The 25,338-nt window shown below is 70.2% G+C and carries 18 protein-coding genes; 9 read left to right on the top strand and 9 right to left on the bottom strand.

All coding sequences use genetic code 11. The features are described 5' to 3' along the window. The first annotated feature begins 46 nt into the window (after positions 1–46). Positions 47–2,029 (top strand): bacteriocin-associated integral membrane family protein, encoded by a 1,983-nt coding sequence (locus AC07TY_RS10270; protein WP_494785254.1) that lies wholly within the window; start codon positions 47–49, stop codon positions 2,027–2,029. Then, on the top strand, positions 2,026–2,691 hold the full coding sequence (locus AC07TY_RS10265) for an ATP-binding cassette domain-containing protein (RefSeq protein WP_494785253.1): 666 nt from the start codon (positions 2,026–2,028) through the stop codon (positions 2,689–2,691). Before AC07TY_RS10270 ends, AC07TY_RS10265 begins: the two co-directional genes overlap by 4 nt. Before the next feature lie 134 nt (positions 2,692–2,825). Here the strand turns inward: AC07TY_RS10265 and AC07TY_RS10260 are convergent, their stop codons facing one another. Next, positions 2,826–4,034, bottom strand: a complete 1,209-nt coding sequence (locus AC07TY_RS10260) for a kynureninase (protein ID WP_123506339.1) — start codon at positions 4,032–4,034, stop codon at positions 2,826–2,828. Then, positions 4,031–5,065, bottom strand: a complete 1,035-nt coding sequence (locus AC07TY_RS10255) for an amidohydrolase family protein (RefSeq protein ID WP_494785252.1) — start codon at positions 5,063–5,065, stop codon at positions 4,031–4,033. The genes AC07TY_RS10260 and AC07TY_RS10255 overlap by 4 nt, the downstream gene beginning before the upstream one ends. A 54-nt stretch (positions 5,066–5,119) precedes the next feature. Here AC07TY_RS10255 and AC07TY_RS10250 point away from each other — a divergent pair, with 54 nt between their 5' ends. Next, the gene (locus tag AC07TY_RS10250; protein ID WP_488625623.1) at positions 5,120–5,671 is read left to right on the top strand and encodes a GNAT family N-acetyltransferase; all 552 of its coding nucleotides are present in this window, start codon (positions 5,120–5,122) and stop codon (positions 5,669–5,671) included. Here the strand turns inward: AC07TY_RS10250 and arfA are convergent. From arfA to hrpA, 6 genes are all read right to left on the bottom strand, one after another. Next, positions 5,668–7,203: an arabinosylfuranosidase ArfA gene (gene arfA, locus AC07TY_RS10245; RefSeq protein ID WP_494785251.1), complete on the bottom strand. Its 1,536-nt coding sequence runs from the start codon at positions 7,201–7,203 to the stop codon at positions 5,668–5,670. The two genes, AC07TY_RS10250 and arfA, sit on opposite strands and share 4 nt — an antisense overlap. A 77-nt stretch (positions 7,204–7,280) precedes the next feature. Further along, positions 7,281–8,192: a carbohydrate ABC transporter permease gene (locus AC07TY_RS10240; RefSeq protein ID WP_488625625.1), complete on the bottom strand. Its 912-nt coding sequence runs from the start codon at positions 8,190–8,192 to the stop codon at positions 7,281–7,283. A gap of 2 nt (positions 8,193–8,194) precedes the next feature. Next, the gene (locus AC07TY_RS10235; RefSeq protein WP_158614223.1) at positions 8,195–9,151 is read right to left on the bottom strand and encodes a carbohydrate ABC transporter permease; all 957 of its coding nucleotides are present in this window, start codon (positions 9,149–9,151) and stop codon (positions 8,195–8,197) included. Positions 9,152–9,188: 37 nt separating this feature from the next. After that, complete coding sequence (locus tag AC07TY_RS10230) at positions 9,189–10,529, bottom strand: type 2 periplasmic-binding domain-containing protein (protein ID WP_494785250.1); 1,341 nt, start codon at positions 10,527–10,529, stop codon at positions 9,189–9,191. A gap of 134 nt (positions 10,530–10,663) precedes the next feature. Beyond that, a complete protein-coding gene (locus tag AC07TY_RS10225; protein WP_123506333.1) occupies positions 10,664–11,671 on the bottom strand; it encodes a LacI family DNA-binding transcriptional regulator in 1,008 nt (335 codons plus the stop codon). A 191-nt stretch (positions 11,672–11,862) separates the two neighbouring features. After that, positions 11,863–15,675, bottom strand: a complete 3,813-nt coding sequence (gene hrpA, locus AC07TY_RS10220) for an ATP-dependent RNA helicase HrpA (protein ID WP_494785249.1) — start codon at positions 15,673–15,675, stop codon at positions 11,863–11,865. 84 nt (positions 15,676–15,759) lie between these two features. Here hrpA and AC07TY_RS10215 point away from each other — a divergent pair, with 84 nt between their 5' ends. The 6 genes from AC07TY_RS10215 (at position 15,760) to AC07TY_RS10190 (ending at position 23,677) form a co-directional block, all read left to right on the top strand. Next, complete coding sequence (locus AC07TY_RS10215) at positions 15,760–16,443, top strand: hypothetical protein (protein ID WP_494785248.1); 684 nt, start codon at positions 15,760–15,762, stop codon at positions 16,441–16,443. A gap of 178 nt (positions 16,444–16,621) precedes the next feature. Beyond that, on the top strand, positions 16,622–18,208 hold the full coding sequence (locus AC07TY_RS10210) for a long-chain-fatty-acid--CoA ligase (protein WP_494785247.1): 1,587 nt from the start codon (positions 16,622–16,624) through the stop codon (positions 18,206–18,208). Beyond that, positions 18,205–19,743: an MmgE/PrpD family protein gene (locus AC07TY_RS10205; protein ID WP_494785246.1), complete on the top strand. Its 1,539-nt coding sequence runs from the start codon at positions 18,205–18,207 to the stop codon at positions 19,741–19,743. Before AC07TY_RS10210 ends, AC07TY_RS10205 begins: the two co-directional genes overlap by 4 nt. After that, on the top strand, positions 19,743–20,645 hold the full coding sequence (gene prpB, locus AC07TY_RS10200) for a methylisocitrate lyase (RefSeq protein WP_494785245.1): 903 nt from the start codon (positions 19,743–19,745) through the stop codon (positions 20,643–20,645). Before AC07TY_RS10205 ends, prpB begins: the two co-directional genes overlap by 1 nt. A 2-nt stretch (positions 20,646–20,647) precedes the next feature. After that, complete coding sequence (locus AC07TY_RS10195) at positions 20,648–21,787, top strand: bifunctional 2-methylcitrate synthase/citrate synthase (RefSeq protein WP_494785244.1); 1,140 nt, start codon at positions 20,648–20,650, stop codon at positions 21,785–21,787. A 27-nt stretch (positions 21,788–21,814) separates the two neighbouring features. Further along, positions 21,815–23,677 carry a thioredoxin domain-containing protein gene (locus AC07TY_RS10190; RefSeq protein ID WP_494785243.1) on the top strand — a complete coding sequence of 621 codons (1,863 nt, stop codon included), beginning with the start codon at positions 21,815–21,817 and terminating at the stop codon, positions 23,675–23,677. On the opposite strand, the gene AC07TY_RS10185 is transcribed toward AC07TY_RS10190, so the two are convergent. After that, positions 23,640–25,304, bottom strand: coding sequence for a dolichyl-phosphate-mannose--protein mannosyltransferase (locus tag AC07TY_RS10185; protein WP_494785242.1), 1,665 nt, complete (start codon positions 25,302–25,304; stop codon positions 23,640–23,642). The genes AC07TY_RS10190 and AC07TY_RS10185 overlap by 38 nt on opposite strands. Between the last annotated feature and the right edge of the window lie 34 nt (positions 25,305–25,338).

Raw genomic sequence — 25,338 nt, 5'->3', positions numbered from 1 at the left:
ACAGGTCTGTGTAGTGTGTGGAATTCCAGTATCGGCGGAGGTGGGGATGGCTCTGCGAATCAGCGTCGGGGCGGCAATCGCGCTCGCCCTGCTTCTGGCGTTCTTCTTCGTGCGCACGAGCGATGAGCTCGCGCCACGCGGCACTCAGACGGTCGTGACCGTCTGGGACAAGGGCGACGGTCGGACCCGGGCCGAGGCCCGACAGCTCATGATCGACGAGGCTAGGCGTCAGAACCTGTCGCTCTACAAGAGCGCTCCCGTCGCCGCTGACGGTGCGACCAAGAGGACTCTCTACGTCATCAACGCGGAGCCGGGATCTCATCTCGCCATGGCCTCGACGGATGGGTACGACGACTTCAGCAGGAACGTGACGACGGTCTTCGCGCGTGCTGACGACCTCCCCGACGCCGAGCTGGACGGCATGTACGTGTCGGATGCGGGCGAGTCGGGTGCCGACGCCTACGCGCTGGCGCTCAATGCCGCGGGCATGTCGGTCTCCACCGACCCGTTCGGGGCGCTGGGCGTCGGGCTCTGGATCGGCGACGAGCTTCCCGTCGGCGCCGTCGGTCTCGCTGCGGGCCTCACTCTCGCGCTGGGCTGCGTCTCGGACGCGGTGTCCGGCAGACGACGAACGGCGCTGGCCCTGCTGGCGGGCAGGCGGCGATCCGCGATCGTCGCGAGGGCGGTCGCTACGACCGGCGCGACCGGGCTGGCGTTCGCCCTGGGCGCGGCCGTTCCGGGATTCGCCGCGATCGTCGTCTACAACGGCGGCGCCCAGATCGGACGGCTGGCCAGTGCGGCCGGAGTGGCGTGCGGGGCGGCTTGTCTTGCGGCGATGGCGGTTACCGGCATCGCGGTGCTCGTATCGTCACGGTCAGGTCTCGAGGCGGTTCTCCCTCTGGCGGCACCTCCGAGGCGGCTGGCCGTCGGCGCCGCCGCGGTACACGGGGGAGTACTTCTTCTCATGCTCGTGACGCTGACGCCCACGGTCCTTTCAGCCGGCACGGTTGCGGCGAACACGCGCGAGCGGCAGCAGTGGGATTCAGTCAGCGACTGGTTCGCGCTGTCCTTCCGCTCGACCTTGGCGGAGTCCTACGACAGCGAACCTCTCGTCGCGGAGGTGATTCGATCGCAGCTCGAAAGCGGTCGCGCCATGGTCGCGTCCAGTGCGCATGATCTCGAACCGGGCTACGAGCCGGATCGGGGAAACAGCCTCATCGTCTCCCGTCGGTACCTCGACGACGTAGCCGTCCGCCGAGCCGACGGGTCGCGGGTGACCGAAACCGACCTCGAGGGAGGGGCGTTGACACTCCTCCTGCCCGACTCTCTCATGCGCCATCGCGGTCAGATCGTGGGCGAGTACCGAGACTGGCTCCACTTCCAGCTCGGTGAAGAGAACCATGGTGATTCCCGAGTGCCACCCATCCGTGTCGCCTCGATCGCATCCGGACAGCAGATCTTCACGTTCCACACCGCGTTGGCAGACCGAAGCTCGCTCACCGAGCCAGTGATCGCCGTGCTGCCGTCTGAGGCCTCGCTCCTCTCCGACAACTGGCTCAGCTCGACAATCACCTCGGCGGAGATCCTCTTCGACGACCCCGCCTCCATTCAGGCGGCGATCGACGCGGCGGGCCTCACCGACCAGATCGGCGCCATCGAATCAGTGAAAGATCTCGCCGCCGTCCGGCTGGCCGAGCAGTCCGTGACAGTGAGAGCAAGCCTCTTCGTCGGAGGCGTGGCGATCGTCTCGCTCGTCCTGTCCGCCCTGGTCCTGGCGACAATCGTCGCTCAGCGGAGCCGGCGTGCGGTCGCTCTTCGGTTCATCCACGGCGACACGCTCTTCCGTGTCATGACACCGGCACTCGTCTGCCTGGCCGTGCTCAGCGCGGCGATCCTGGTCGCTGCTTTCTCCCGTGGCTCGAGTGCAGACGGCGTCCGGTGGGCGATGACCCTCTGCGTGGTCGCCGATGCCGCGATCGTGGCTCTGGCGCTGGGCGCGCAACGCCGCACCGAAAGGAATCTCCGATGACCGACCCAGCCCTCTCCGTCTCCGGAGTCTCGAAGGCGCGCGGCGCGAACACCCTGTGGAGCGACCTGTCCTTCGACGTCGCCGCGGGGCAGAGCATCGCCATCTGGGGCCGAAGCGGCTCCGGCAAGTCGACCCTGCTCGACTGTCTCGGCCTGGTCGACCGCTTCGACGCGGGGAGCCTTCGAGTCGAGGGCGACGACGTCACTCGCCCCCACGAGAGCCGACGCCGCGCTCTGTTTCGCGGGGTAGTCGCTCACCTCCGCCAGGACTACGGGCTCGAGGGCTCGTGGACCGTTGATCGCAACCTCGACCTGGGGCTGATCGGCAGCAGGATCAGCCGCTCCGAGCGCGCTCGGCGACGGTCGGCAGCGCTCGACCGCGTCGGGCTCGCCGGCGCGAACCGACGGCGAGCGCACACGATGAGCGGCGGCGAGCAGCAGCGGGTCGCTCTCGCGCGACTGCTCCTGCGCCGCCCGCGGATCGTCCTCGCGGACGAGCCGTCCTCGGCGCTCGATGCGGAGAACGCAGGCCGAGCCGTCGACGTGCTCGACGAGCTGCGCAATGCCGGGGCAGCGATCGTCGTGGTCACGCACGACGTCGATCTTGCGTCGTGGTGCGACTCGCGGATCGACCTGGGAGGCGAGGGCGTGACCCGCCGCTGAGGCACATGCGCCTCGCGAGATGGCCGTGGCCGTCGGCGGCGCCGGACGCTGGCGACGACAAGGGCCATCTCGCGCCGCCGAGCGTAGCAGCGCCGAGCGCGGCAGCGCAGCAGCGGCGCCCCGCACCGCGGCCGTCAGGCCGCGCCCGAGGCGAGCGCCTCGCGCACCGCCGCAACGCCCGCCTCCACCTCGGCGAACGACGTCGAGAGCGGTGAGAGCCCGAGGCGCAGGGCGTCGGGGTTGCGGAAGTCGGGGATCACGCCGGCGTCCCAGAGGCGGGGGAGGAGCGCCTTGAAGTCGGGGTGGCGGAGGGTCACGTGGCTGCCGCGCACCGCAGGGTCGCGCGGAGTGGCGGTGACGACGCCGAGCGGGGCGAGGTGCTCGTCGGCCAGGGCGAACGCGTGATCGGTCAGCGCCAGCGACTTGGTGCGCACCGCGTCGATGCCGACCTCCTCGATCAGGTCGAGCATGTCCTGCATGGGCAGCATGCCGAGGACGGGCGGGGTGCCGCTGATGAACCGGCGGATGCCCGGCGCCGGCTCGTAGGACGCCGCCATCGCGAAGACGTCGGCTGCGCCCATCCATCCCTGGATCGGCTGCTCGAGTCGCGCCTGCAGATCGGCCCGCGCGAAGAGGAACGCCGGGGCTCCTGGTCCGCCGTTCAGGAACTTGTACGTGCAGCCCACCGCGAGGTCGGCGCCCGCCTCGTCGAGCGACATCGGCACGACGCCGGCCGAATGGCAGAGGTCCCACACGACGAGGGCCCCGGCGTCGTGGACGATCGCGGTGATCGCCGGCAGATCGGCCAGGAACCCCGACCGGTACGACACGTGATTGAGCAGCACGACCGCCGTGCCGGGTCCGACGGCGTCGCCCACGAGTGCGGGCGTGACGCCGGCATCCGGGTCGACGTGGATCCAGCGCACCGTCGCACCTCGCTCGCGGGCGATGCCCTCGACGACGAATCGGTCGGTCGGGAACTGGTCGTCGTCCAGCACGATCTCGTGTCGTCCGGCGCGCTGCCCGATCTCGAGAGCGGCGCGGAGGGCCTTGTACAGCAGCACCGTCGTGGAGTCGCCGACCACGGTCTGGCCGGCGGCCGAGCCGAGGGCGAGCGCGCCGATGCGATCGCCGACGACGGTGGGGAGGTCCATCCACCGGTCGTCCCACGAGCGGATGAGGCGGGTGCCCCAGTCGTGCGCGACGAAGCCGGCGATCCGGTCGGCGGTCGCGCGCAGCGGTCGGCCGAGCGAGTTGCCGTCCAGGTAGGCGGTCACTCCGACGGCGGGCACGAAGCGGTCGACGTACGCGGCGAGGGGGTCGGTGGTGTCGAGATCGGTCATTCGGCGAGCTCCTGTTCGTCTGCCAGTGAGAGGAGGGCGGGTGGGGACAGGACGGCGGCTCGAGCGAGGTCCTCGAGCCGGGTCGGCCGCGCCGGCAGCCAGGTGACGAGACGCGTGTCGAACCCGGTCTCGCCGCTCCCCGGCGTCAGCGCGCGCACGACGTCGTCGAGCCCGAGGCCGGCGGTGGCGAGGGCGGCGATCTCGCGGCCGTCGAGGCCGGGCGGCAGCGCTCCGTTGCCGAGGTCCGTCCCGTACAGCACGGCCCCGCCGAGGCGATGGAACCGGGCCAGGTTGTCGACGGCGATGTCCTGAGCCGCGGTGCCCCGGTGGATGTCGAGCGTCGAGATCCACGCCATCGAGCGCGCGAGGTCGGCGATCAGGTCGTCGTCGAGGCGCTCTGAGAACGGCGTGTGCGCGAGGGCGTCGACCCCAGCTCGTGCGGCGCGCCGCACCTGGCCGAGGCCCTGCGCGTGCGCGACGACCGGCAGCCCTCGCTTGTGCGCGGCAGCCACCACGGCATCGAGCGTGGCGTCGTCCCACACCGGCCCGGCGTCCGTGTTCAGTGCGATCTTGACGAGCGTGGCGGCGGCCCTGGCCACGCCGTCGACCACCGCATCGGCGTCGTCGGGAGCCGCCACGGCCACGGAGGCGGTGTCGGGCGCCCAGCCCGAGCGCGACGGGTAGCCGTTCGGCGCCGTGAGGAGGGGCCCGGCGACCGACACCTCCGGCCACGTGCTCGCCGGGTCGCGCGTGAGGGAGGGCCACGTTCCTGCGACCTCGGGGTCCCAGCCCAGGTCGACGACCCGGCCGATACCTCCCGCGATTAGCGCCCCCGCGTCGACGAGGCCGAGGTGCACGTGCGAGTCGGTGAAGGGCGCGAGCACGACGCCCGGGATGTGGGCCTCGGGCTCTGACACGGCAGAGGGCGCAGGAACTACCGGGCCCCCGAACTCCACCCGCCCGCCGGTGACCACAAGGGTGCTGGGCCCGCGCCAGCCGCCGAACCAGACGTCGTCGCAGGTGAGGAGCATGCGTCCATCCTGCCGTGCCCGGGCGGCGCCCGGCCGCGCCGCTACGCTCGGAGCATGCGCATCCGCCTCGCGTCCGAAGCCGACTGGCCCGCGATCTGGCCCTTCTACCGCGTCATCGCCGAGGCGGGCGAGACGTACTCGCTCCCGGACGAGCCGATGGAGACGGCGATCGCGCAGTGGTTCGCACCCGGCCACACGGTCGTCGTCGCGGTGGAGGACGACGGCACCGCACCACGCGACGACGGCGGGCCGCGCAGTGACGGTGCACCGGCCGGCGGCACCGTGCTGGGCTCGGCGCACTACGGGCCGAACCGCCCGGCGCGAGGGTCGCACGTGTCGACCGCGAGCTTCATGGTCGCGCCCGAGGCGGCGGGCCGGGGCATCGGCCGCGCGCTCGGCGAGCACGTGGTCGCCGCGGCGGCCGCCGACGGCTACCGGAGCATGCAGTTCAACGCCGTCGTCGAGACGAACACCGCCGCCGTGAAGCTCTGGACGAGCCTCGGCTTCCGCATCATCGGCACAGTGCCCGAGGCCTTCGATCACGCGACCGAAGGCCTCGTCGGCCTGCACATCATGCTCAAGCCGTTCGAGCGGGCCGACAGCTAGGCCCGCGAGACCTCGACCTCGACGACCGCCCACGACAGGGCCGGCAGCGAGAGGCTCACGCCCGAGCCGTCGACGCTCACGCTCTCGAGCGGCACCAGACCCACGGAGTCCTGAGCCTCGAGCGTGTTCGCCGTGTGGCGCGAGCCGCCCTGGGGCACCTCGAGCAGCTCGGCGCGCACGACCCGTCCGCCGGTGAAGCCGTTGAGCGCGATGTCGACGGACGCCGCCTCGTCGAGCCCGCGGTTGGCGAGGAAGAACGCGACCTTGCCCGACTCCTCGTCATAGGTCGCCGAGACGTCGACCGCGTCGGCGTCGCCGAACGTTCCTGCCGCCACCTTGTCGCTGATGACGGACGTGCGCAGGATCTCTCCCCGCGCCAGTGCGGCCATCCGGGCGAAGGGCCAGAAGATCGTCTGCTTCCACGCCGGGCCGTTCTCTTCGGAGCGGATCGGCGCGATCACGTTGACGAGCTGCGCCTGGTTCGCGATCGACACGCGGTCGCCGTGGCGGAGGAGCGAGTTGAGGAGGGTGCCCACCACGACCGCGTCGGTGACGCTGTAGGCGTCCTCGATGAGGCGGGGGTGCTCGCGCCACGACTGCGAGACGGCGTCGGGCTGGTCGTCGGTGTCGAGGCCCGACTGGTACCAGACGTTCCACTCGTCGAACGAGAGGTTGATGTACTTCTTGGCCTTGCGCTTGGCGCGCACCGCGTCGCAGGTCGCGACGACCGACTCGATGAAGTAGTCCATGTCGACCGACGAGGCGAGGAAGGACGCGGCGTCGCCGTCGTGCTCCTGGTAGTAGGCGTGCATCGACATGTAGTCGACTTCGTCGTACGCGTGCGACAGGACGGTGTGCTCCCACGAGCCGAAGGTCGGCATGCCCGAGTTCGACGAGCCGACCGCGACGAGCTCGATCGACGGGTCGACGAAGCGCATGGCCTTGCCAGCCTCCTGCGCGAGGCGGCCGTACTCGTCGGCGGTCTTGTGGCCGATCTGCCAGGGGCCGTCGAGCTCGTTGCCGAGGCACCAGAGCTTGATGTCGAACGGGTCCTTGGCGCCGTTCGCGATGCGGCGGTCCGAGAGCGCGGTGCCGCCGGGGTGGTTGGCGTACTCGACGAGCTCGCGAGCCGCGTCGACGCCGCGGGTGCCGAGGTTGATCGCCTCCATGACCTCGACGTCGGCCTCCTTCGACCACGCGACGAACTCGTGCAGGCCGAAGGCGTTGGTCTCGACGGTGTGCCAGGCGCCGTCGAGGCGGCGCGGGCGGTCTTCGACCGGGCCGACGCCGTCTTCCCAGTTGTAGCCCGAGACGAAGTTGCCGCCGGGGTAGCGGACGACCGTCGGGCCGAGCTCCTTGACGAGCTTGAGGACGTCCTGGCGGAAGCCGCGGTCGTCGGCCTCGGCGTGGCCGGGCTCGTAGATGCCGGTGTAGACGCAGCGGCCCATGTGCTCGACGAACGAGCCGAAGAGGCGGCGGGGCACCGGACCGATCGTGAAGTCGCGGTCGATGACAATGCGGGCGGAGGGCATGGGAATCCTTACGTGTGGGGGTGTGGAAGAGGGGCGCGGTCGCCCGCGCCCCTCTCGAATCGGTGGAGCGGCGCAGGTCAGCCCTTGAGGCCCGACCCGGTGACGCCTTCGACGATCTGACGCTGGAAGGCCAGGTACAGGATGATCAGCGGCAGGGCGGCCAGGAGGGCGCCGGCCTGGATGTCTGCGTAGCGCTGGCCGAAGCTGCCCTGGACGGTCGCGAGACCGACGGGAATGGTCATCAGGTTCGGGTTCGAGAGCACGAACAGGGGCAGGAGCAGGTTGTTCCAGACCCCGACGAAGGTGAGGATCACGACGGCCGCGATGACGGGACGCGACAGCGGCATGATGACCGACCAGTAGACCTTCCACAGGCCGGCGCCGTCGATGCGCGCCGCCTCCTCGAGCTCGCGGGGGATGCCGTCGAAGAACTGCTTGAAGATGAAGACGGCGATGGCTGCGGGCACCTGCGGGAAGATGACCGACCAGTAGGTGTTCAGCAGGTTGACCGCGCCGAGCTCCTGGAAGATCGGGATGATCAGCACCTGGGTCGGGATCATGATTCCGAACAGGATCGCCAGGAGCGCGAGGTTCGAGCCGCGGAACTTCAGCCGCGACAGCGCGAACGCGGCCATCGAGGCGAAGAGCACGGTCAGGGCGGCGGTGATGACCGACGTGATCCCCGAGGCGAGGTACCAGTTCCAGATGTCTCCGGCCTGGAACAGCGACGCGTACGAGTGCAGCGTCGGGTTCCAGTTCTTCAGGATCTCGGGGGCTCCGAGCGCGGCCACGCCGTTGTCCGAGAGCGAGGTCTTCAGGGCGAAGAGGCTCGGGATCAGCCAGATGATGGCGAAGACGGTGAGGACGATCGCCGAGACGATGCCGAACGTCTTGCCGCTGGTGCCGACGCGGGCGCCGGTCGGGCGGGGTGCGGGAGCTGCGCCCGAGATCGGGGACTTCGGCCGGCGGGGTGCGTCGGTGATCGCCATGATCAGGCCGCCTTTCGTTCTGCTGCGCGCTCGATGAGCTGGCGGATCACGGCGATGGCCACGATCACGATGAGAAGGAGGACGGAGGCGGCGCTGGCCGCTCCGAGCCGGTTGTCGGTGAAGCCGGTGTTGGTGACCAGGCCGAGTGCGACCTGCGTCGAGATACCGGGCCCTCCCGAGGTCATCAGGTACACCTGGTCGAAGATCTTGAGGCTGGCGATGATCTGAAGCAGGATCACGAGGGTCGTCGTGCGGTTGAGGAGGGGAAGGGTGATGTAGCGGATCTGCTCCCAGTTCGATGCGCCGTCGACGGCCGCGGCCTCGTACAGCTCGCGCGGGATCTCCTGGAGGCCGGCGAGGTAGAGCACGAAGTTGAATCCGAGGGTCCACCACACCGTTGCGATCGCAATGCCGATCATCGCGGTCTTCGGGTCGGCGAGGACTCCGCTGCCGGCCGTGATGCCGACCCAGCCCTGCGCCGTCGCCCAGAGGCCGGAGCCCGGCGTGAAGATGAACAGCCAGATCAGCGAGATCGTCGCCGACGGGAGGATGTAGGGCAGGAAGAACGCCAGACGGAAGAACCACTGACCGCGACGCACCCGGTTCGTCAGGATCGCGAACACGAACGCGATGATGACCAGCGGCGGCACGGTGTAGAGCGTGAACTGGAGCGTGTGCCACATGGCGCTCCAGAAGTCGGCCCGGGTCAGCATCTCGGCGTAGTTCGAGAAGCCGGCGAACGAGCCGAGTCCGGTCCGCACGGTCGACGTGTTGAAGAAGCTCGAGATGAGCATCCACACGGCGGGTCCGAGCAGGAAGGCGATGTAGAACAGGCCGAACGGGGCGAGGAAGAGCCAGGCTCCTCGTCCCTCGCCTCGGGCCAGGGCAGACCCGATGCTGCGTCGGGCCTTCGGTGCGGCCGCTTGCGAGCGGCGGGTGAGAGCAGGTGCGGCGGTCACGTCGTTGTACCTCCAGGGTCGGGAAGAGAGAGGGGGATCAGAGCGGGCTGGGGGTGTTCGTGTAGACCTTGAGCTGGCCCTTGATGGCCGAGAGCGCGCCCTGCGGCGAGACGGCGAGCTGCTGCACGAGGCCCAGCTGCGCGCCGACCGTGTTCTCGAAGGTCGAGCCCGAGCCGCCGTACCAGGCCGGATCGTCGTAGATCGCGTAGCCGGCAGCCGACGCGTAGTCGGCCTGCGGCTCGAGCGCCTTGTACGCCGAGCTGTCGAGGGTGGGGAGGTACGCAGGAACGTGGCCGCCCATCGCCCAGGTCTGGCTCTGGTCCAGCATCGACTTGATGAAGGTCATCGCCTGCTTGCGCTGCTCGGGCGTCCGGTCTTTGCGGGGCAGCACGAACGTGTGAGAGTCGGCCTGCGCGGCCGGCTTGTCGAACAGGTTCGGGATCGGCACCATGCCGAACTTCAGGCCCTTGATCGACTGCGCGGTGGTGATCTCCCACTCGCCCTCGAGGTAGAAGCCGGCCTTCCCGGTGAACATCTGCGTCTGGGCTCCGGCGTAGTCGAGGCCCTTGTTCAGCCAGCCCTTCTTGACCCACTCCTGGATCTTCGTGAGGACCTTGACGAAGGCGTCCTCGTCGACCGAGATCTTCGCGCCGTTGTCCGAGAGGAAGGGCGAGACGCCGTTGATCTGGTGGTACAGCGTCGTGAAGACGCGCCACGGGGTGGCGTTCTCGTTGACGTTTCCGACCGTGATCGCTGTTCCGCCGGTGACCTTCGCGATGGCGGCGAGGGCCGACTCGAAGGCGTTGAGCCCGGTGAGGTCTTTCAGCTTGCCGTCAGAGTCGAGGAGGCCCGCTTTGCCGACGACGTCGGAGTTGAAGAACATCACGAGCGGGTGCGTGTCGAGGGGGATGGCGATGTTCTTGCCGTCGGTCTTCTGGGCGTCCCACGAGGCCTGGTTGAAGTCGGTCGACGACAGGCCGACCGACGCGAGGTCGGCGTCGGTGATCGGGTCGAGGATCCCGCCGTCCCACAGCGGCTTCGCGCGGGTGAGGTGCGCGACCGCGACGTCCGGCGGCTTGTTGCCGACGGTGGCCAGCGTCAGCTTCGAGTAGTACGGGTTGCCCCAGGCGAAGACCGTGGCCTGGAGCGCGCCGGAGCCGCCATGCTGCTTCTCGTAGCCGGCCTCCATGGTCTGCATGCGGCTGCCGTCGCCGCCGCCGAACAGGTTCCAGAAGATCAGCTGGTCGGGGTTGAGCGGGCTGCCGACCAGGCCGGCGCCGATGGGGCTGGTCGCGCAGCCTGCCAGTGCGACCGTGCCTGCGGCAGCGAGTGCGCCGCCCAGGAATGCTCGTCGTGAAAATGCGTTCGCTGTCGCCATTTCGACCTCCTCGTCGGTGTGACAGTGCAAGTGATTGCACGATGCCGCGGTCGGGTGGCCGGGCTTCGTAGAAGATGACTATTACATCGTTGTAACGCGGCGTCAAGACCTTCTTGACGGAAGTATGCGCGTCTTCACGCCGAAACGGTCGATGCGCGGATCACGATCTGATGCGGAATGTAGATCCGACGGGGCGCGAGAGCGCGGTCGGCGATGCGATCGGAGAGAAGCGACAGCGTGGTCTCGGCGAAGGCCCGCTTGTCGAAGGACACCGTCGTCAGCGGCGGGGATGCGAACCGGCCGCTGTGCACGTCGTCGAACCCGGCGACGGCGATCTGCTCGGGAACCCGGATCCGGCGTTCGAATAGAGCGCTCAGCACGCCGTTGGCCATCGAGTCGGTGAAGCAGAACACGGCGTCCATCTCGAGGCCCGCATCGAGGGCCCGCACGATCGCCGCTTCGGCGACACCCGGTACCCAGTCGTCGGCGACGAGCTCGAGAGCGGGGTCGTGCGGAACGCCCGCCTCGGCGAGAGCCTCCCGGTAGCCGCGGGTCCGGGCGCGAGCCGAGGCGGTGTCGAAATCGGGTCCGTCGGCTCCGACCACGGCGATCCGGCGGTGGCCGAGCGAGAGCAGGTGAGCGGTCATGTCGCGTGCCGCGGCCACGCTGTCGACGGCGACCCGGTCGACGAGATCCTGCTCGACCTCGCCGATCAGCACCACGGGAGGCAGGTCGTCGGTGCCGACGATCGCGCTCGACTCCAGGTTGACCGGGTTCAGCACCAGGCCGTCGATCAGGTGCTCGCGACCCCGCGACAGGAGCTCCCGCTCGCGCTCGGGCCGCTTGCCGGTCTGCTCGAGCTGCACCGACCAGCCCTGCTCGTGGGCTACCTCGACGAACTGGTCGAGCATCTCGGCGCTGTACTCCATGCTGAGGTCGGGGAAAGCGAGCGCGATCGCGCCCGTTCGCCCGTTCCGGAGACCTCGCGCGCTGAGGTTCGGAACGTACTGGAGCTCGGCGACCGCGAGCTCGACCCGTTCGCGCGTCTCGGGGCGCACGAAGACGACGCCGTTGATCACGTTGGAGACGGTCTTCGGGCTCACCCCGGCCAGGGTCGCCACGTCTCGGACGGTTGCGCGCATCGCCTCACAGTAGCGCGGCGGGTGTCGCGGCTCGCGGGGTGCTTGTACCTACGCCGACGCGGCTCGTCGGGTGAGGGGTCGCTGCTTGCTCGCCATTGGCCGCGGGCGGACAACGAGCGACTCCTCACCGGCGCGGGGCGGCGCGGGCCGGCGCGGGGCGGCGCGGGCCGGCGCGCCGGCGGGGGCCGAGGCTAGGCCGTTGCGAGCATCTTCGCGATGCGCTGCAGCGAGACCGACTCGCTCGGGCGCAGATCTTGCGCGAAGAGCGAGAGGCGGAACTCCTCGAGCATCCACCGGGCGCGGACGAGCGGCGCGGCGGCACCGATCGCCGGCGGGAACGCGCCGCCGGCGTCGACGTAGCGCTGCGTCGCCTGCTGCACCTCGACCATCCAGGCGCGGTCGCGCGCCGGATTCTCGAGGAGCTTGACGATGCGGCGCTGGATGCCGACGAGGTACACGGGTACGCGCTGCATCTGCGCCAGGCCGGTGCGTGACACGAAGCCCGGGTAGATCAGGCGCTCGCGCTGCTCGCGCGCGTCGGTCAGGGCGGGAAGCAGCGACATGTTGGTCGCCTGCTTCAGCGCCTTGTCTGCGTCACGGGCCGCCGTCAGCGTGCGGGCGACGAGCGACACCGTCTGGAACATGCTGTCCATGACGGCGGCCGAGACGCGGTCGCGGACCGTCTCGAACTCCTTCTTCGTCAGCACCATGCCGTCGGGCTTCACGCGGAACAGAACGTCGTCGACGACCGCCGTCAGGCAGTCCGCGAAGAGCGCCGCCGTGTTCTGGTACGGACTGGTCGCGAGGATCAGCTTCTCGGGGCTGGTCAGGTGCTGCTGCACGTACGCGACCGGCGACGGCGTGCCGAGCATCAGGAGTCGCCGCACGCCCTTCGGGGTCGCGAGGGCCTGGTCGGCCGCCGTCGCCATGAGCTGGATGGACACGCTGGTGCCGTCGTCGACGAGGGCGGGATAGGCGCGGATCGTCGTCTCGCCGTGCCGGGTGTCGACGGAGGCGGGGAGGTCGTCGAAGTCCCACTTCGCGATGCCGTCGCGCTGAATCGTCGTCTGGGCGCGCGGCGTCTCGGTGGCGCGTGCCACGCTGCGGCGGGTGTCGGCGGCGAGCGACGTCTGCAGGGCGCCGAGGTCTTTGTCGATGCCGACCACGCGCCCCCGCTCGTCGACCACGGCGAAGGTCATGCGGAGGTGCGCTGGGAGGCGAGAGACATCGAAGTCGTCGCCCGTGATCGGCGCGTACGTGAGGCGCTTGATCACCGACGCGACGGTGGTCGTGAACGGATCGGGGAGTTCCTGCGCGGGGGTCGCGGGGAGCTCGGCGGTGATCTTCGCCGCCCAGTCGGCGGCCGGCACGACGTTCTTGCGGATCTGCTTCGGCAGCGACTTGATGAGCGCCGTCACGAGCTCGTCGCGGAAGGCGGGCACCTGCCAGTCGAACCCGGCGGGCGAGAGGGTCGCGAGCAGGGGCAGCGGCACGAGCACGGTCACCCCGTCGTCGTGCGAGCCCGGCTCGAAGCGGTAGCGGAGGGTGAGCTGCTGGTCGCCCTGCTGCCAGATCGACGGATTGGCGGTCTCGTCGACCTCGGCCTCCTCGTCGCCGAGGAGGTCCTCGGCCTTCATCGTCAGGAGATCGGGCGTCTCGGCGCGGGCCTTGCGCCACCAGCCCTCGAAGCCGCGCGTCGTCGACACGTCGGCCGGCACCCGGCGGTGGTAGAACTCGAACGCCGCGTCGCCGTCGACGAGCACGTCGCGACGGCGCGTGCGCTCCTCGAGCTCGGTCAGCTCGTCGATGAGGGCGTCGTTCGCGTCTTGGAAGCGCTGATGCGACTCCCAGTCGCCCTCGACCAGGGCGTGCCGGATGAAGAGCTCGCGAGCGTAGACCGGGTCGATCCTGTTGAACTGGACCCGCTGCCTCGGGATGATCGGCACGCCGTAGAGAGTGACGCGCTCGAACGCGACGACGGCGCCCTGCTTCTTCTCCCAGTGCGGCTCGGAGTGGCTGCGCTTGACGAGATCGCCGGCGATCGGGGCCGCCCACGCCGGATCGATCGAGCCGTTGACGCGAGCGAAGAGGCGGCTGGTCTCGACGAGCTCGGCGCTCATGATCGCATTCGGCTGCTTCTTCGCAAGCGCCGACCCCGGGAAGATCACGAAGCGCGACTGGCGAGCGCCCACATAGTCTTTCTTCTGCAGGTCCTTCAGGCCGATCTGGCTGAGCAGGCCCGCGAGCAGCGACTTGTGCACGCCGTCGGGGTTGGCGCTCGGCTCGCCGACGTGCAGCCCCAGCGTCTTCGATGCGCGGACCAGCTGCCGGTAGACGTCCTGCCACTCGCGGATCCGCAGGTAGTTGAGGTACTCCGCCTTGCACAGGCGGCGGAAGGCGCTCGAGCCGAGCTCCTTCTGCTTCTCCTCGAGGTAGTTCCAGAGGTTCAGGAAGGTCAGGAAGTCGCCGCTCGGGTCGGCGAACCGCGCATGCTGCTGATCGGCCTGCGCGCGGCGCTCGAGGGGGCGCTCTCGCGGGTCCTGGATGCTGAGCGCGGCGACGATGGCCATGACCTCGCGGGTCGTCGCGTGCTGCTTCGACTCGAGCACCATGCGGGCGAGCCGCGGGTCGATCGGCAGCCGCGTGATCTGGCGGCCGATGCGGGTGATGTCGCCCTTTTCGTTCACCGCGCTCAGCTCGCGGAGCAGGTCGAGGCCGTCTTTGATGCCGCGCGAGTCGGGCGGCTGCAAGAACGGGAAGCCGGCGATGTCGCCCAGTCCGAGCGAGATCATCTGGAGGATCACGGCCGCCAGATTCGTGCGCAGGATCTCGGGCTCGGTGAATTCAGGACGCTTGGCGAAGTCGTCCTCGCTGTAGAGGCGGATCGCGATGCCGTCGCTGGTGCGGCCGGAGCGGCCCGAGCGCTGGTTGGCGCTCGCCTGCGAGATGGCCTCGATCGGCAAGCGCTGCACCTTGGCCCGCGTCGAGTAGCGGCTGATGCGCGCCGTGCCGGCGTCGATGACGTAGCGGATGCCGGGGACCGTGAGGCTGGTCTCGGCGACGTTGGTGGCCAGGACGATCCTTCTGCGGGTGCCCGGCGTGCGGCTCGTCTCGAACACCCGGTGCTGGTCGGCGGCGCTCAGGCGGCCGTAGAGGGGAAGCACCTCGGTGTGCGGGAGGTTGCGGCCGCGGATCGACTCCTCGGCGTCGCGGATCTCGTTCTCGCCCGATAAGAAGACGAGCACGTCGCCGGACGACTCGCGCGCCAGCTCGTCGAGGGCGTCGTTGATGCCTTGGAGCACGTCTCGATCGCCGCCAGGCGGTCGAGGCGTCATGGGCACAGCGTCCCGGTCGTCGAGAAGGCCATCGGCGACGAAGTCGTCGTCCTCGCCTTGGTCGTTCGCACCCGCGTCGTCGGCGACCAGCGGGCGGTAGCGGACCTCGACCGGGAACGTGCGGCCCGAGACCTCGATGATCGGGGCGCCGTCGAAGTGCTTCGAGAACGACTCGGGGTCGATCGTCGCGCTCGTGATGATGAGCTTGAGCTCCGGGCGCCGCGGCAGGAGCTGCTTGAGGTAGCCGATCAGGAAGTCGATGGTGAGGCTGCGCTCGTGCGCCTCGTCGATGATGATCGTGTCGTACTTCGTCAGGTCGCGGTCGAAGTGGATCTCGTTGAGCAGGATGCCGTCGGTCATCAGCTTGACGCGCGTGTCGTCGCTCACATGGTCGGTGAATCGCACCTGGTAGCCGACGAGGCCGCCCATCTCGACGCCGAGCTCGTCGGCGATCCGCTCGGCGACCGTGCGGGCGGCGATGCGGCGGGGCTGGGTGTGGCCGATCATCTCGCGCCCGAGCTCGAGGCAGATCTTCGGAAGCTGCGTCGTCTTGCCCGAGCCGGTGGCACCCGCCACGATGACGACCTGGTTGTCGCGGATGGCCGCGGCGATGTCGTCGCGGCGCTGCGAGACGGGCAGCTCCGGGGGGAAGGTGATGGCGGGGATCATGAGCCTCTCATCCTACGTCGGCTGCTGGCATCCCGGAGGCGACGGGGACTTCCGGGAATGTGAAATGCATGGCATTCTCGATGGATGAGCACCAAGCTGCGCGACACCGACGTCGACCACATCACCGCGGGTCTCGGGGGAGGCGCGATCGCCCTGTCGGCCCTCCTCCAGCTGACTCCGACGCTCGGTCCGCCAGCGGTCGTGCTGCACCTGCTCGCCGCCCTCCTGCTGGCCGGCGGCCTCGTGGCCCTCGCTCTCGGCATCCCTGCCGTCGGTGGCCACGCGCGTCGGCCCGGCGTGCTGGGATCGTCGATCGCCGTGCGGTACCTCGTCGTGGTCTCTGCCGGCTTCGCCCTGCTGCTGTATCTGGTCTCGGCACTGCCGTACTCGTGGGGCATCGTGTTTCCGGGGCCGGGCTACACGACGTACCTGCCGCTGGTGCTGCTGGTAGTCGCGGCGGTGCTCCTGGTGCGGGACGCCCGTTCGACGCGGTACCCGGTCGTCGGCATCGGCGTCCTGGCTGCGCTCGGGCTCCTGCACGTCGTCCTCGACGTCGTGATCGTGGCATTCGCAGGCGTGCTGTCCGCGCTCGCGGTCGACGGCCTGCAGGTCGTCGCGACGCCGCTGTACCTCTTCAGCCGCGTGAGCACCCTCGCCACGGTCGCCGTCGGCGTCTGGTTCGCGTGGCCGTGGCTGGCGCCCCACGTCGACGCGGCCACCGCCGCTGCCCGCCGTGCGCGCCAGAGCCACGTCGACTCCACCCCCTGAGGTCCCGGTCCGAGCGAATAACGCGGTGCTGACCGACAGAGCGGTCGGCGGTGCGGGCGGGCGAGCGGGTGGGCGGCGGGCGAGGCTGAAGTACACCTGTGGTCTGCGACGGGGCTCGGACGTATGATTCCCTCACCGCTCGAACCCGAGTCGTCAACGAAGACGAAGAGGACCACCGATGAGTACTCAGCACCATGATCAGGCCGCCGCTCCCATCACCCGCGCCAGCGCATCCGTCGCCGCCATCCTGAAGGAGTCCGCCGACCGGTATGCCGACGCGGTGGCCGTCACGGTCGGTCCGCAGAAGACGACGTACGCCGAGCTGTGGGCCCAGACGAGGGCCTATGCCGGAGCGCTCCGGGCCAAGGGAGTCGGGGAAGGCGACAAGGTGGCCATGCTGGTGCCCAACGTCGCCGACTTCCCGCGGGTCTACTACGCGGTCCTGTCGCTCGGAGCGGTCGCCGTTCCCATCCACGCGCTCCTGAAGCAGCACGAGATCGAGTACGTCCTGCGCGACAGCGGCTCGACGATGCTCGTGTGCGCGGCGCCGCTGCTCGGCGAGGGCGGGCCGGGCGCCGGCCTGGCCGGAGTGGACGTCGTGACGGTCCTGGCGCCCGCCGACCTGCAGACCGGGTTCGACCGGCTGGAGGCGCTCGCGGAGGCGGCCGAGCCGATCGACACCTACGTGCCGCGCGACCCGTTCGACACCGCGACGATCCTCTACACGAGCGGCACGACGGGCAAGCCGAAGGGCGCCGAGGGGTCGCACTTCGCTCTTCTGGAGCAGACGAGCACGCTGCTGCTGAGCACGTTCAAGATCACGACGGGCGACCGCCTGCTGGGGGCGCTCCCGCTGTTCCACACGTTCGGGCAGACGTGCACGATGAACGTGGCATTCCGCGCGGGAGCGACGGTCGTGATGGTCCCGAAGTTCGACGGCGACACGGCGCTGAAGGTCATGGTCGACGAGGGCTGCGACATCTTCATGGGCGTCCCGACGATGTACATGGCGCTGCTCGACGCCGCGACGCGCACCGAGGCTCGGCCGAAGCTCAAATACGCGATCTCCGGCGGCGCAGCGTTGCCGGTGGCGATCATCGACCGGTTCCGTGACGTCTACGGTGCCGACATCCTCGAGGGCTACGGCCTGACCGAGACGTCGCCGGTGGCGACCTTCAACCACGTCGGGGTGCCGCCCCGGCCGGGAACGATCGGCACGGCGATCTGGGGCGTCGACGTCGAGATCGCCGACTCGGCGGTCGAGGACTCCATCGTTCTCATGCCGAACGGCTCGATCGGCGAGATCGTCATCCGCGGCCACAACATCATGAACGGATACCTGAACCGTCCGGACGACACCGCGAAGGCGATCGTCGACGGCTGGTTCCGCACCGGCGATCTGGGTACGAAGGACGACGACGGCTACCTCACGATCGTCGACCGCACCAAGGACATGATCATCCGCAACGGCTACAACGTGTACCCGCGTCAGGTGGAGGAGGTGCTGGCGGCGCACCCCGACGTCACCATGGCGGCGGTGTTCGGCGTGCCGCACGAGACCCACGGCCAGGAGATCGAGGCCGCTGTGGTGCTGCGGCCGGGAAGCACCGCGACGCCCGAGGAGCTCGTCGCCTTCGTCTCGGACGAGATCGCGGCCTACAAGTACCCGCGCATCGTCCACGTCCTCGACGCCCTGCCGCTCGGCCCGAGCGGCAAGGTCCTCAAGCGCGAGCTGGTCACGCGGTTCGCCCCGCAGCACGCATGACGGAAACCGTCGAGGTCCGGGTCCACGCGAGCGGCGACGGTCTGCCCCGCGAGGAGGAGCTCGCCTGGCACCTCGCCCGGGTGGCGGCCGACCCGGTGCCGGTCGACGACGACGTCACCGAGATGGTGATCAACCGGATCATCGACAACGCCGCCGTCGCGACCGCATCCCTGCGGCGCGCCCCGGTCGCCGCCGCTCGCTCGCAGGCCGAGGCGCACCCGATCGACGGACGCCGTGACGACCGGCACCGCGGCTCGACCGTGTTCGGCACGGCGCAGCACCTCCGATTCACCCCGGAGTGGGCGGCGTGGGCCAACGGAGTCGCCGTGCGCGAGCTCGACTTCCACGACACGTTCCTGGCGGCGGAGTACTCGCACCCGGGCGACAACATCCCGCCGATCCTCGCGGTGGCCCAGCACGCCGGCCGCTCGGGCGCCGAGCTGATCCGCGGCATCGCCACGGGCTACGAGATCCAGGTCGACCTGGCGCGGGCGATCAGCCTGCATCGGCACACGATCGACCACGTCGCCCACCTGGGTCCGAGCGCCGCGGCGGGCATCGGCACGCTGCTCTCGCTCGATCCCGAGGTGATCTACCAGGCGATCGGGCAGGCGCTCCACACGACCACCGCCACCCGGCAGTCGCGCAAGGGCCTGATCTCGACGTGGAAGGCGTACGCGCCCGCGTTCGCCGGCAAGCAGGCCGTCGAGGCGATCGACCGGGCGATGCGCGGCCAGACCAGCCCGTCGCCGATCTACGAGGGTGAAGACGGAGTCATCGCCACGCTGCTCGACGGCCCGGAGGCGTCGTACTCCGTTCCGCTGCCGCGGCCCGGCGAGCCGAAGCGGGCGATCCTCGACACGTTCACGAAGGAGCACTCGGCCGAGTACCAGGCGCAGGCCTGGATCGACCTCGCCCGGCGGCTCGGCCGCAAACGCCCCGAGCTCCGCGATCCGGACGCCGTCGAGAGCATCGTCCTGCACACGAGCCACCACACGCACCGGGTGATCGGCTCGGGAGCGAACGACCCGCAGAAGTACGACCCGACCGCCAGCCGCGAGACGCTCGACCACTCGATCCCGTACATCGTGGCCGTCGCGCTCCAAGACGGCGAGTGGCACCACGAGCGCAGCTACCTCCCGGAGCGCGCCGGCCGCCCTGACACGGTGAGGCTCTGGCGCTCCATCTCGACCGTCGAGGATCCCGAGTGGACCCGCCGCTACCACTCCCTCGATCCGGCCGAGCAGGCGTTCGGCGGGCGAATCGAGATCCGGCTCAGGAACTCCGAGACCGTCGTCGACGAGATCGCCGTCGCGGACGCCCACCCGCTCGGGGCCCGCCCCTTCGGGAGGGCGGACTACGTCGCGAAGTTCCGGTCCCTGGCCGACGGGGTGCTCGAGCCGGCGACGGTCGACGCGTTCCTCGACCTGGCCCAGCGGCTCCCCGAGCTGACCGCCGACGACCTGTCCGGGCTCAGCGTCACGCCCCCGCCCGCGCATCTGGCGCAGGTCGCCCCGACCGAAGGGCTGCTCTAGTGCTGTACTCCACCGTCGTCGCGGCCGACAAACGGCTCGGCCTCAGGCGCGCTCTCGACGGTCCGGGCCTCCTCCGGCTGCCGGGTGCCTTCAATCCGCTCAGCGCCCGCCTGATCCAGCGTCACGGGTTCGACGGGGTCTACGTCTCGGGAGCCGTGATCAGCGCCGACCTGGGCCTGCCCGACATCGGCCTCACCACCCTGACCGAGGTCGCGACCCGGGCCGGGCAGATCGCCCGCATGACCGACCTGCCCGCTCTGGTCGATGCCGACACCGGCTTCGGCGAGCCGATGAACGTCGCCCGGTCGGTGCAGACGCTCGAGGACGCCGGGGTCGCCGGCCTCCATATCGAGGACCAGGTCAATCCGAAGCGCTGCGGACACCTCGACGGCAAGAGCGTCGTCGATACCGAGACCGCGGTGAAGCGGATCCGTGCGGCGGTCGATGCGCGGCGCGACCCGAACCTCCTCATCATGGCCCGGACCGACGTCCGGTCGGTCGACGGGATGGCGGCGGCGGTCGACCGTGCGAAGGCGCTGGTCGACGCGGGCGCCGACGCGGTCTTCCCGGAGGCGCTGGACGGCCTCGCCGAGTTCGAGGCGATGGCCGACGCGCTCGACGTGCCGATCCTCGCCAACATGACCGAGTTCGGCAAGGGCCGCCTGCACACCGCCGACGAGCTCGAGGGTGCCGGCGTCAAGATCGTCATCTACCCGGTGACCCTGCTGCGCCTGGCGATGGGCGAGGCCGACCGCGGACTCGCCGAGATCGCGGCGGCGGGCACGCAGGAGTCGCTCCTGCACCGCATGCAGCACCGAGCCGACCTCTACGACCTGATCGACTACGAGGGCTACTCGCAGTTCGACGATCAGGTCTTCACGTTCACCGTCACGAAGGAGTGATCATGTCCGACACCGAGATCCACAAGGGACTCAACGGAGTCGTCGTCGACGAGACCACCGTCTCGAAGGTCGACGCCGCCTCGAACTCCCTGCTGTATCGCGGCTACCCCGTCCAGCAGCTGGCGGGGCACGTCCCGTTCGAGGACGTCGTGCAGCTGCTCTGGCGCGGAGAGCTTCCCTCTGACGGCGAGAGGGCCGAGTTCCTGCGCTCGGAGCGAGGCGCCAGGGCGCTCGACCCGCACGTGCGCGCGGCGATCGATTCGCTGCCCCGGTCGGCGCACCCGATGGACGTGCTGCGCACCGCCATCAGCGCGATCGGCGCCCACGACTCGGAGCCGGCGTCGCCCACTCCCGACCAGACGTACGAGCGGGCGCTGCGGGTTCTGGCGCAGACTCCGGCGGTCATCGCGTACGACCAGCGCCGGCGTCGGGGCCAGGAGCCGCTGAAGTCGCGCGACGACCTCGGCTACTCGGCGAACTTCCTCTGGCTGGTGTTCGGCGAGGAGCCCGACCCGGCCGACGTGCATGCGTTCGACGTGTCGATGACGCTCTACGCCGAGCACTCGTTCAACGCGTCGACCTTTACGGCGCGGGTGATCGCGTCCACCCTGTCCGACCTGCACAGCGCTCTCGTCGGGGCCGTAGGAGCCTTGCGAGGGCCGCTGCACGGCGGCGCGAACGAGATGGCGCTGGCGCTGCTCGACGAGATCCACGATGCCGACCGGGTCGACGCCTGGCTCGACGAGGCCCTCGCGCAGAAGCGAACGCTGATGGGGTTCGGGCACCGCGTCTACAAGAACGGCGACAGCCGCGTTCCGACGATGGAGGAGGCGCTCGGGCGCCTGCTCGAGGCGCGGCCCGGGTCGGAGAGCGACCGGCTCGGCGAGCTGTACGAGGCGCTGCAGCGCGGCGTGCTCGAGCGGAAGAACCTCAAGCCGAACGTCGACTACCCGTCGGGGCTCGCGTACCACCTGCTCGGCTTCGACACCCCGGTGTTCACGCCGCTGTTCGTGGCAGCGCGCATCGCCGGCTGGACGGCCCACGTCGTCGAGCAGCGGTCGGCCAACGCGCTGATCCGGCCGCTGAGCGAGTACGTCGGCGAGCCGTACCGCGAGGTGGAGGTGTCGACAGTCGACGCCTGAGCGCGCCGACGCGCGTAGCGTGAGCGCGTGCCGAACCGCCTCGCGAACGCCATCAGCCCCTACCTCCGCAGCCACGCCGACAACCCCGTCGACTGGCGCGAGTGGGGTGCCGACGCGTTCGACGAGGCAGCGCGGCGCGATGTTCCGGTGCTGGTCTCGATCGGGTTCTCGACCTGCCACTGGTGCCACGTCATGGCGCGCGAGACCTTCTCCGACGAGGTCGTCGCCGCGTTCGTGAACGAGCGCTTCGTCGCCGTCAAGGTCGACCGCGAGGAGCACCCCGACGTCGACGCGGCCTACCTCGCGGCCGCCGGCGCTTTCACCGAGAGCCTCGGCTGGCCGCTCACGGTCTTCGTGACGCCGACCGGCCGCGCCTTCTACGCGGGCACCTACTACCCGCCTGTCCCGGTGCAGGGGCACCCGTCGTTCCGGCAGGTACTCGACGCCGTGCTCGACGCCTGGACCGACCGCCGCGACGAGGTCGACCGGAATGCGGCCGACATCGCCGCCGCGCTCCGAGCCGCTTCAGCGCCCCAGGGTGCAGGAACTCCGCCCGCCCCCGCCGACCTCGACCGGGTCGTGGCGCAGCTGGCCGCCGTCGAGGACCCCGTCAGCGGGGGGTTCGGGCGTGCTCCGAAGTTCCCCATCGCCCCGGTGCAGCTGCTGCTGCTCGATCTCGCCGCCGCAGGCAGCGCCGAGGCAGGCGCCCTCGTGTCGCGGACCCTCGGGGCGATGGCGGCGTCGCCGCTCCGAGACGCCGTCGAGGGCGGCTTCTTCCGGTACGCGGTGCGGCACGACTGGCACGAGCCCCACTACGAGCGGATGCTCTACGACAACGCGCTGCTGCTCGACGCTTACTCGCGGCTCGGTGACGTGGCAACGGCGGCGGGAGTCGCCCAGTTCCTGCGCGCCGTGCTCCAGCGGGAGGAGGGCGGCTTCGGCTCGGCCCAGGACAGCGAGAGCCCGCTGGGGGAGGGCGGCTACTACGCGCTGTCGGCCGCTGAGCGAGCGAAGGAGGTGGCCCCGAAGGTCGACGAGAAGGTGCTCGCCGGCTGGAACGGTCTCGCGATCGGCGCGCTCGCCGAGGCGGGGGCTCTGCACGGGCGGACGGACTGGGTCGAGCTGGCGAGGCGAGCCGCCGACCGCGTGCTGCGGACGCACCGGCGGGCCGACGGGACGCTCCGCCGGGTCGCGACCGAGCGGGGTTCATCTGACGCCGTGGCGACCCTGGAGGACTACGGGATGCTCGCCGACGGGCTGCTGCGGCTCGCGCTGGCCACGGGGGAGGAATCGTACGCGGTAGTGGGGCGCGGCCTCGTCGAGGCGTGCCTGGTCGACGACGACCGGGTGTTCGCGGCTCCCGGGGAGGGCGACCCCGTGCTGGCCGCCCAGGGGCTCGGGCTGCGGGCCGATCCGTCGGAGGGCGCCTACCCGTCGGGCCTCAGCGCCGCGGCGTCGGCGGCCCTGACCCTGTCTCAGCTGTCGCACTCGCCGCGGCTGCGCGAGGCTGCCGCTCGAGCGATCGGCTCGATCGCCGCGCAGGCGGTGCAGAATCCGGCCGCGTTCGGTGCGTCGCTCTCGGTCGCGGCAGCTCTCGCAGCGCCTGCCGAGCAGCTCGTCGTCGTGGCGGACGCCCCCGGCGAGGTCGCGGCCGTCGCGCTCGCCGCTCGCCGCCCGGGCCGTGTCGTCGGTGTCGTCACTCCCGCGCAGTCCGCCAGGTGGGCCGCCGCCGGGTTCGCCCTGTTCGAGAGCCGTGACGCGCGGCCGGGTGCCGACGAGACCGCGTACCTCTGCCGCGACTTCGTGTGCGCCCTCCCCGTCACCACGGCTGCGGCTCTTGCGGCCGACCTCGCTACTTCCAGCTCGGGATCCAGTAGTGCAGTGAGATGAACGACCAGTTCTCCTGGATCGCGGTCCACATCGGGTAGTAGAAGACGCTGAGCACGATCGACAGGATCACCACGATCCCCACGACCCGGATGCCGCTGAGCCGCCGGTCGATGTCGTCGGTCCGCCGGCCGAGGATCACCCCGAGCGCGGCGGCCAGCCCCATGATCAGGTAGGGCTCGAAGGCGATCGTGTAGAACTGGAAGACCGTCCGGTCGAGGTACATCAGCCACGGCAGGAAGCCCGCGCCCACCCCGATCAGGATCGCCCCGACGTGCGACTCGCGGTAGCGCACCAGGCGGTAGCAGAGGTAGAGGCACGCGGCGACGGCGGCGTACCAGATGAGAGGGTTCGCGATGCCGGTGATCGCCTGGCCGCAGCGGTCCGACGCGCAGCCGTCCTGGCCGGCCGAGAGCCCCAGGTAGTACATGCTCGTCGGGCGCTGCATCAGCAGCCACAGCAGCGGGTTCGCCTGGTACGGGTGCGGCGTCGAGAGCCCGACGTTGAACGCGTAGATGCCGGCCTGGTAGTGCCAGAAGTTCTGCACGACGTCGGGCACCCACGCGAGCGCGCCCTTCCAGCGATCGCCTCCGTCCTCCACCCAGGTGCGGTAGTAGCCGCCCTTCGTGACGAACCAGCCGGTCCAGCTCGCGATGTACGTGGCGGCGGCGATCGGCACCATCAGCAGGAACGACACCGGACCCTGCCGGAAGATGGTGCCCGTGCCCCAGAACTCGACGCCGATGCGTCGGCGGGCGGCCATGTCGATGGCGATCGTGTAGACGGCGAAGATGGCGAGGAAGAACGCGCCGTTCCACTTCACGCCCGTCGCGGCTCCGAGCATCAGCCCCGCGACGACCAGCCACGGCCGGTTCCAGAGCGCCGGGCCCCACGCGAGATCGCGCCCCTGCGAGTCCCGCTTCGCGACCCACGCGTCGAGCCGCCGCTGGGTTCGATGCCGGTCGAGCAGGATCGCGCCGAACGCCAGCAGCGCGAAGAACATCACGAAGTTGTCGAGCAGCGACACCCGCGACAGAACGATGGCCTGGCCGTCGATCGCCATGAAGAAGCCGGCCAGCACGCCGAGCACCGTCGACTTGAGCAGGTGGGTCGTGATCAGCGTGACGAGAAGCACCGCGATGATGCCGACCACCGCCGTGCTGAGGCGCCAGCCCGCCGGGTTGTCCGGCCCCGTGACGGCCATGCCCAGCGAGATGATCCACTTGCCGAGCGGCGGGTGCGCGATGAACTCCGCCGACCGCAAGAAGACGTCGGTCTGACCGGCCGCGAACTTGGCGTCGACGTCGCCCGGCCATGATGCCTCGTAGCCGAGGTTGTGGAGGGTCCAGGCGTCCTTGACGTAGTAGGTCTCGTCGAACACCAGCGAGTCGGGGTGGCCGAGATGCCACAGGCGCAGGAACGCGGCGACCAGCGTGACGACGAACGGCCCGCCCCACCGCCAGGCCCGCTGCCGCGCGGGCGTCGCGAGCACGCGACCCCACCACGCATCCAGGGGCGCGAGCCGGGCCACCCGCACCGGAGAGTGCTGCGGCGCGCGCGCAGGCGCCTCGACCGGAGCCGTCGCGTGACCGACGAGCTCGTCGAAGTCGTTCACGGGCCGATCGGTCATCCGGGCAGTCTAAATGGCCGAGCCATGGAGAATG

The sequence above is a fragment of the Frondihabitans sp. GW821-FHT04F02 genome (assembly GCF_059420045.1).
This window is presented reverse-complemented; position numbering and strand designations above follow the sequence as displayed.

Coding starts and splice junctions, on each gene's coding strand:
- AC07TY_RS10250 (WP_488625623.1), top strand. CDS start 5,120: ATGCGCATCCGCCTCGCGTCCGAAGCCGACTGGCCCGCGATCTGGCCC.
- AC07TY_RS10215 (WP_494785248.1), top strand. CDS start 15,760: ATGAGCACCAAGCTGCGCGACACCGACGTCGACCACATCACCGCGGGT.
- AC07TY_RS10195 (WP_494785244.1), top strand. CDS start 20,648: ATGTCCGACACCGAGATCCACAAGGGACTCAACGGAGTCGTCGTCGAC.
- AC07TY_RS10230 (WP_494785250.1), bottom strand. CDS start 10,529: ATGGCGACAGCGAACGCATTTTCACGACGAGCATTCCTGGGCGGCGCA.
- arfA (WP_494785251.1), bottom strand. CDS start 7,203: ATGCCCTCCGCCCGCATTGTCATCGACCGCGACTTCACGATCGGTCCG.
- AC07TY_RS10270 (WP_494785254.1), top strand. CDS start 47: ATGGCTCTGCGAATCAGCGTCGGGGCGGCAATCGCGCTCGCCCTGCTT.
- AC07TY_RS10205 (WP_494785246.1), top strand. CDS start 18,205: ATGACGGAAACCGTCGAGGTCCGGGTCCACGCGAGCGGCGACGGTCTG.
- AC07TY_RS10265 (WP_494785253.1), top strand. CDS start 2,026: ATGACCGACCCAGCCCTCTCCGTCTCCGGAGTCTCGAAGGCGCGCGGC.
- AC07TY_RS10225 (WP_123506333.1), bottom strand. CDS start 11,671: ATGCGCGCAACCGTCCGAGACGTGGCGACCCTGGCCGGGGTGAGCCCG.
- AC07TY_RS10255 (WP_494785252.1), bottom strand. CDS start 5,065: ATGCTCCTCACCTGCGACGACGTCTGGTTCGGCGGCTGGCGCGGGCCC.
- hrpA (WP_494785249.1), bottom strand. CDS start 15,675: ATGATCCCCGCCATCACCTTCCCCCCGGAGCTGCCCGTCTCGCAGCGC.
- AC07TY_RS10185 (WP_494785242.1), bottom strand. CDS start 25,304: ATGACCGATCGGCCCGTGAACGACTTCGACGAGCTCGTCGGTCACGCG.
- AC07TY_RS10240 (WP_488625625.1), bottom strand. CDS start 8,192: ATGGCGATCACCGACGCACCCCGCCGGCCGAAGTCCCCGATCTCGGGC.
- AC07TY_RS10210 (WP_494785247.1), top strand. CDS start 16,622: ATGAGTACTCAGCACCATGATCAGGCCGCCGCTCCCATCACCCGCGCC.
- AC07TY_RS10260 (WP_123506339.1), bottom strand. CDS start 4,034: ATGACCGATCTCGACACCACCGACCCCCTCGCCGCGTACGTCGACCGC.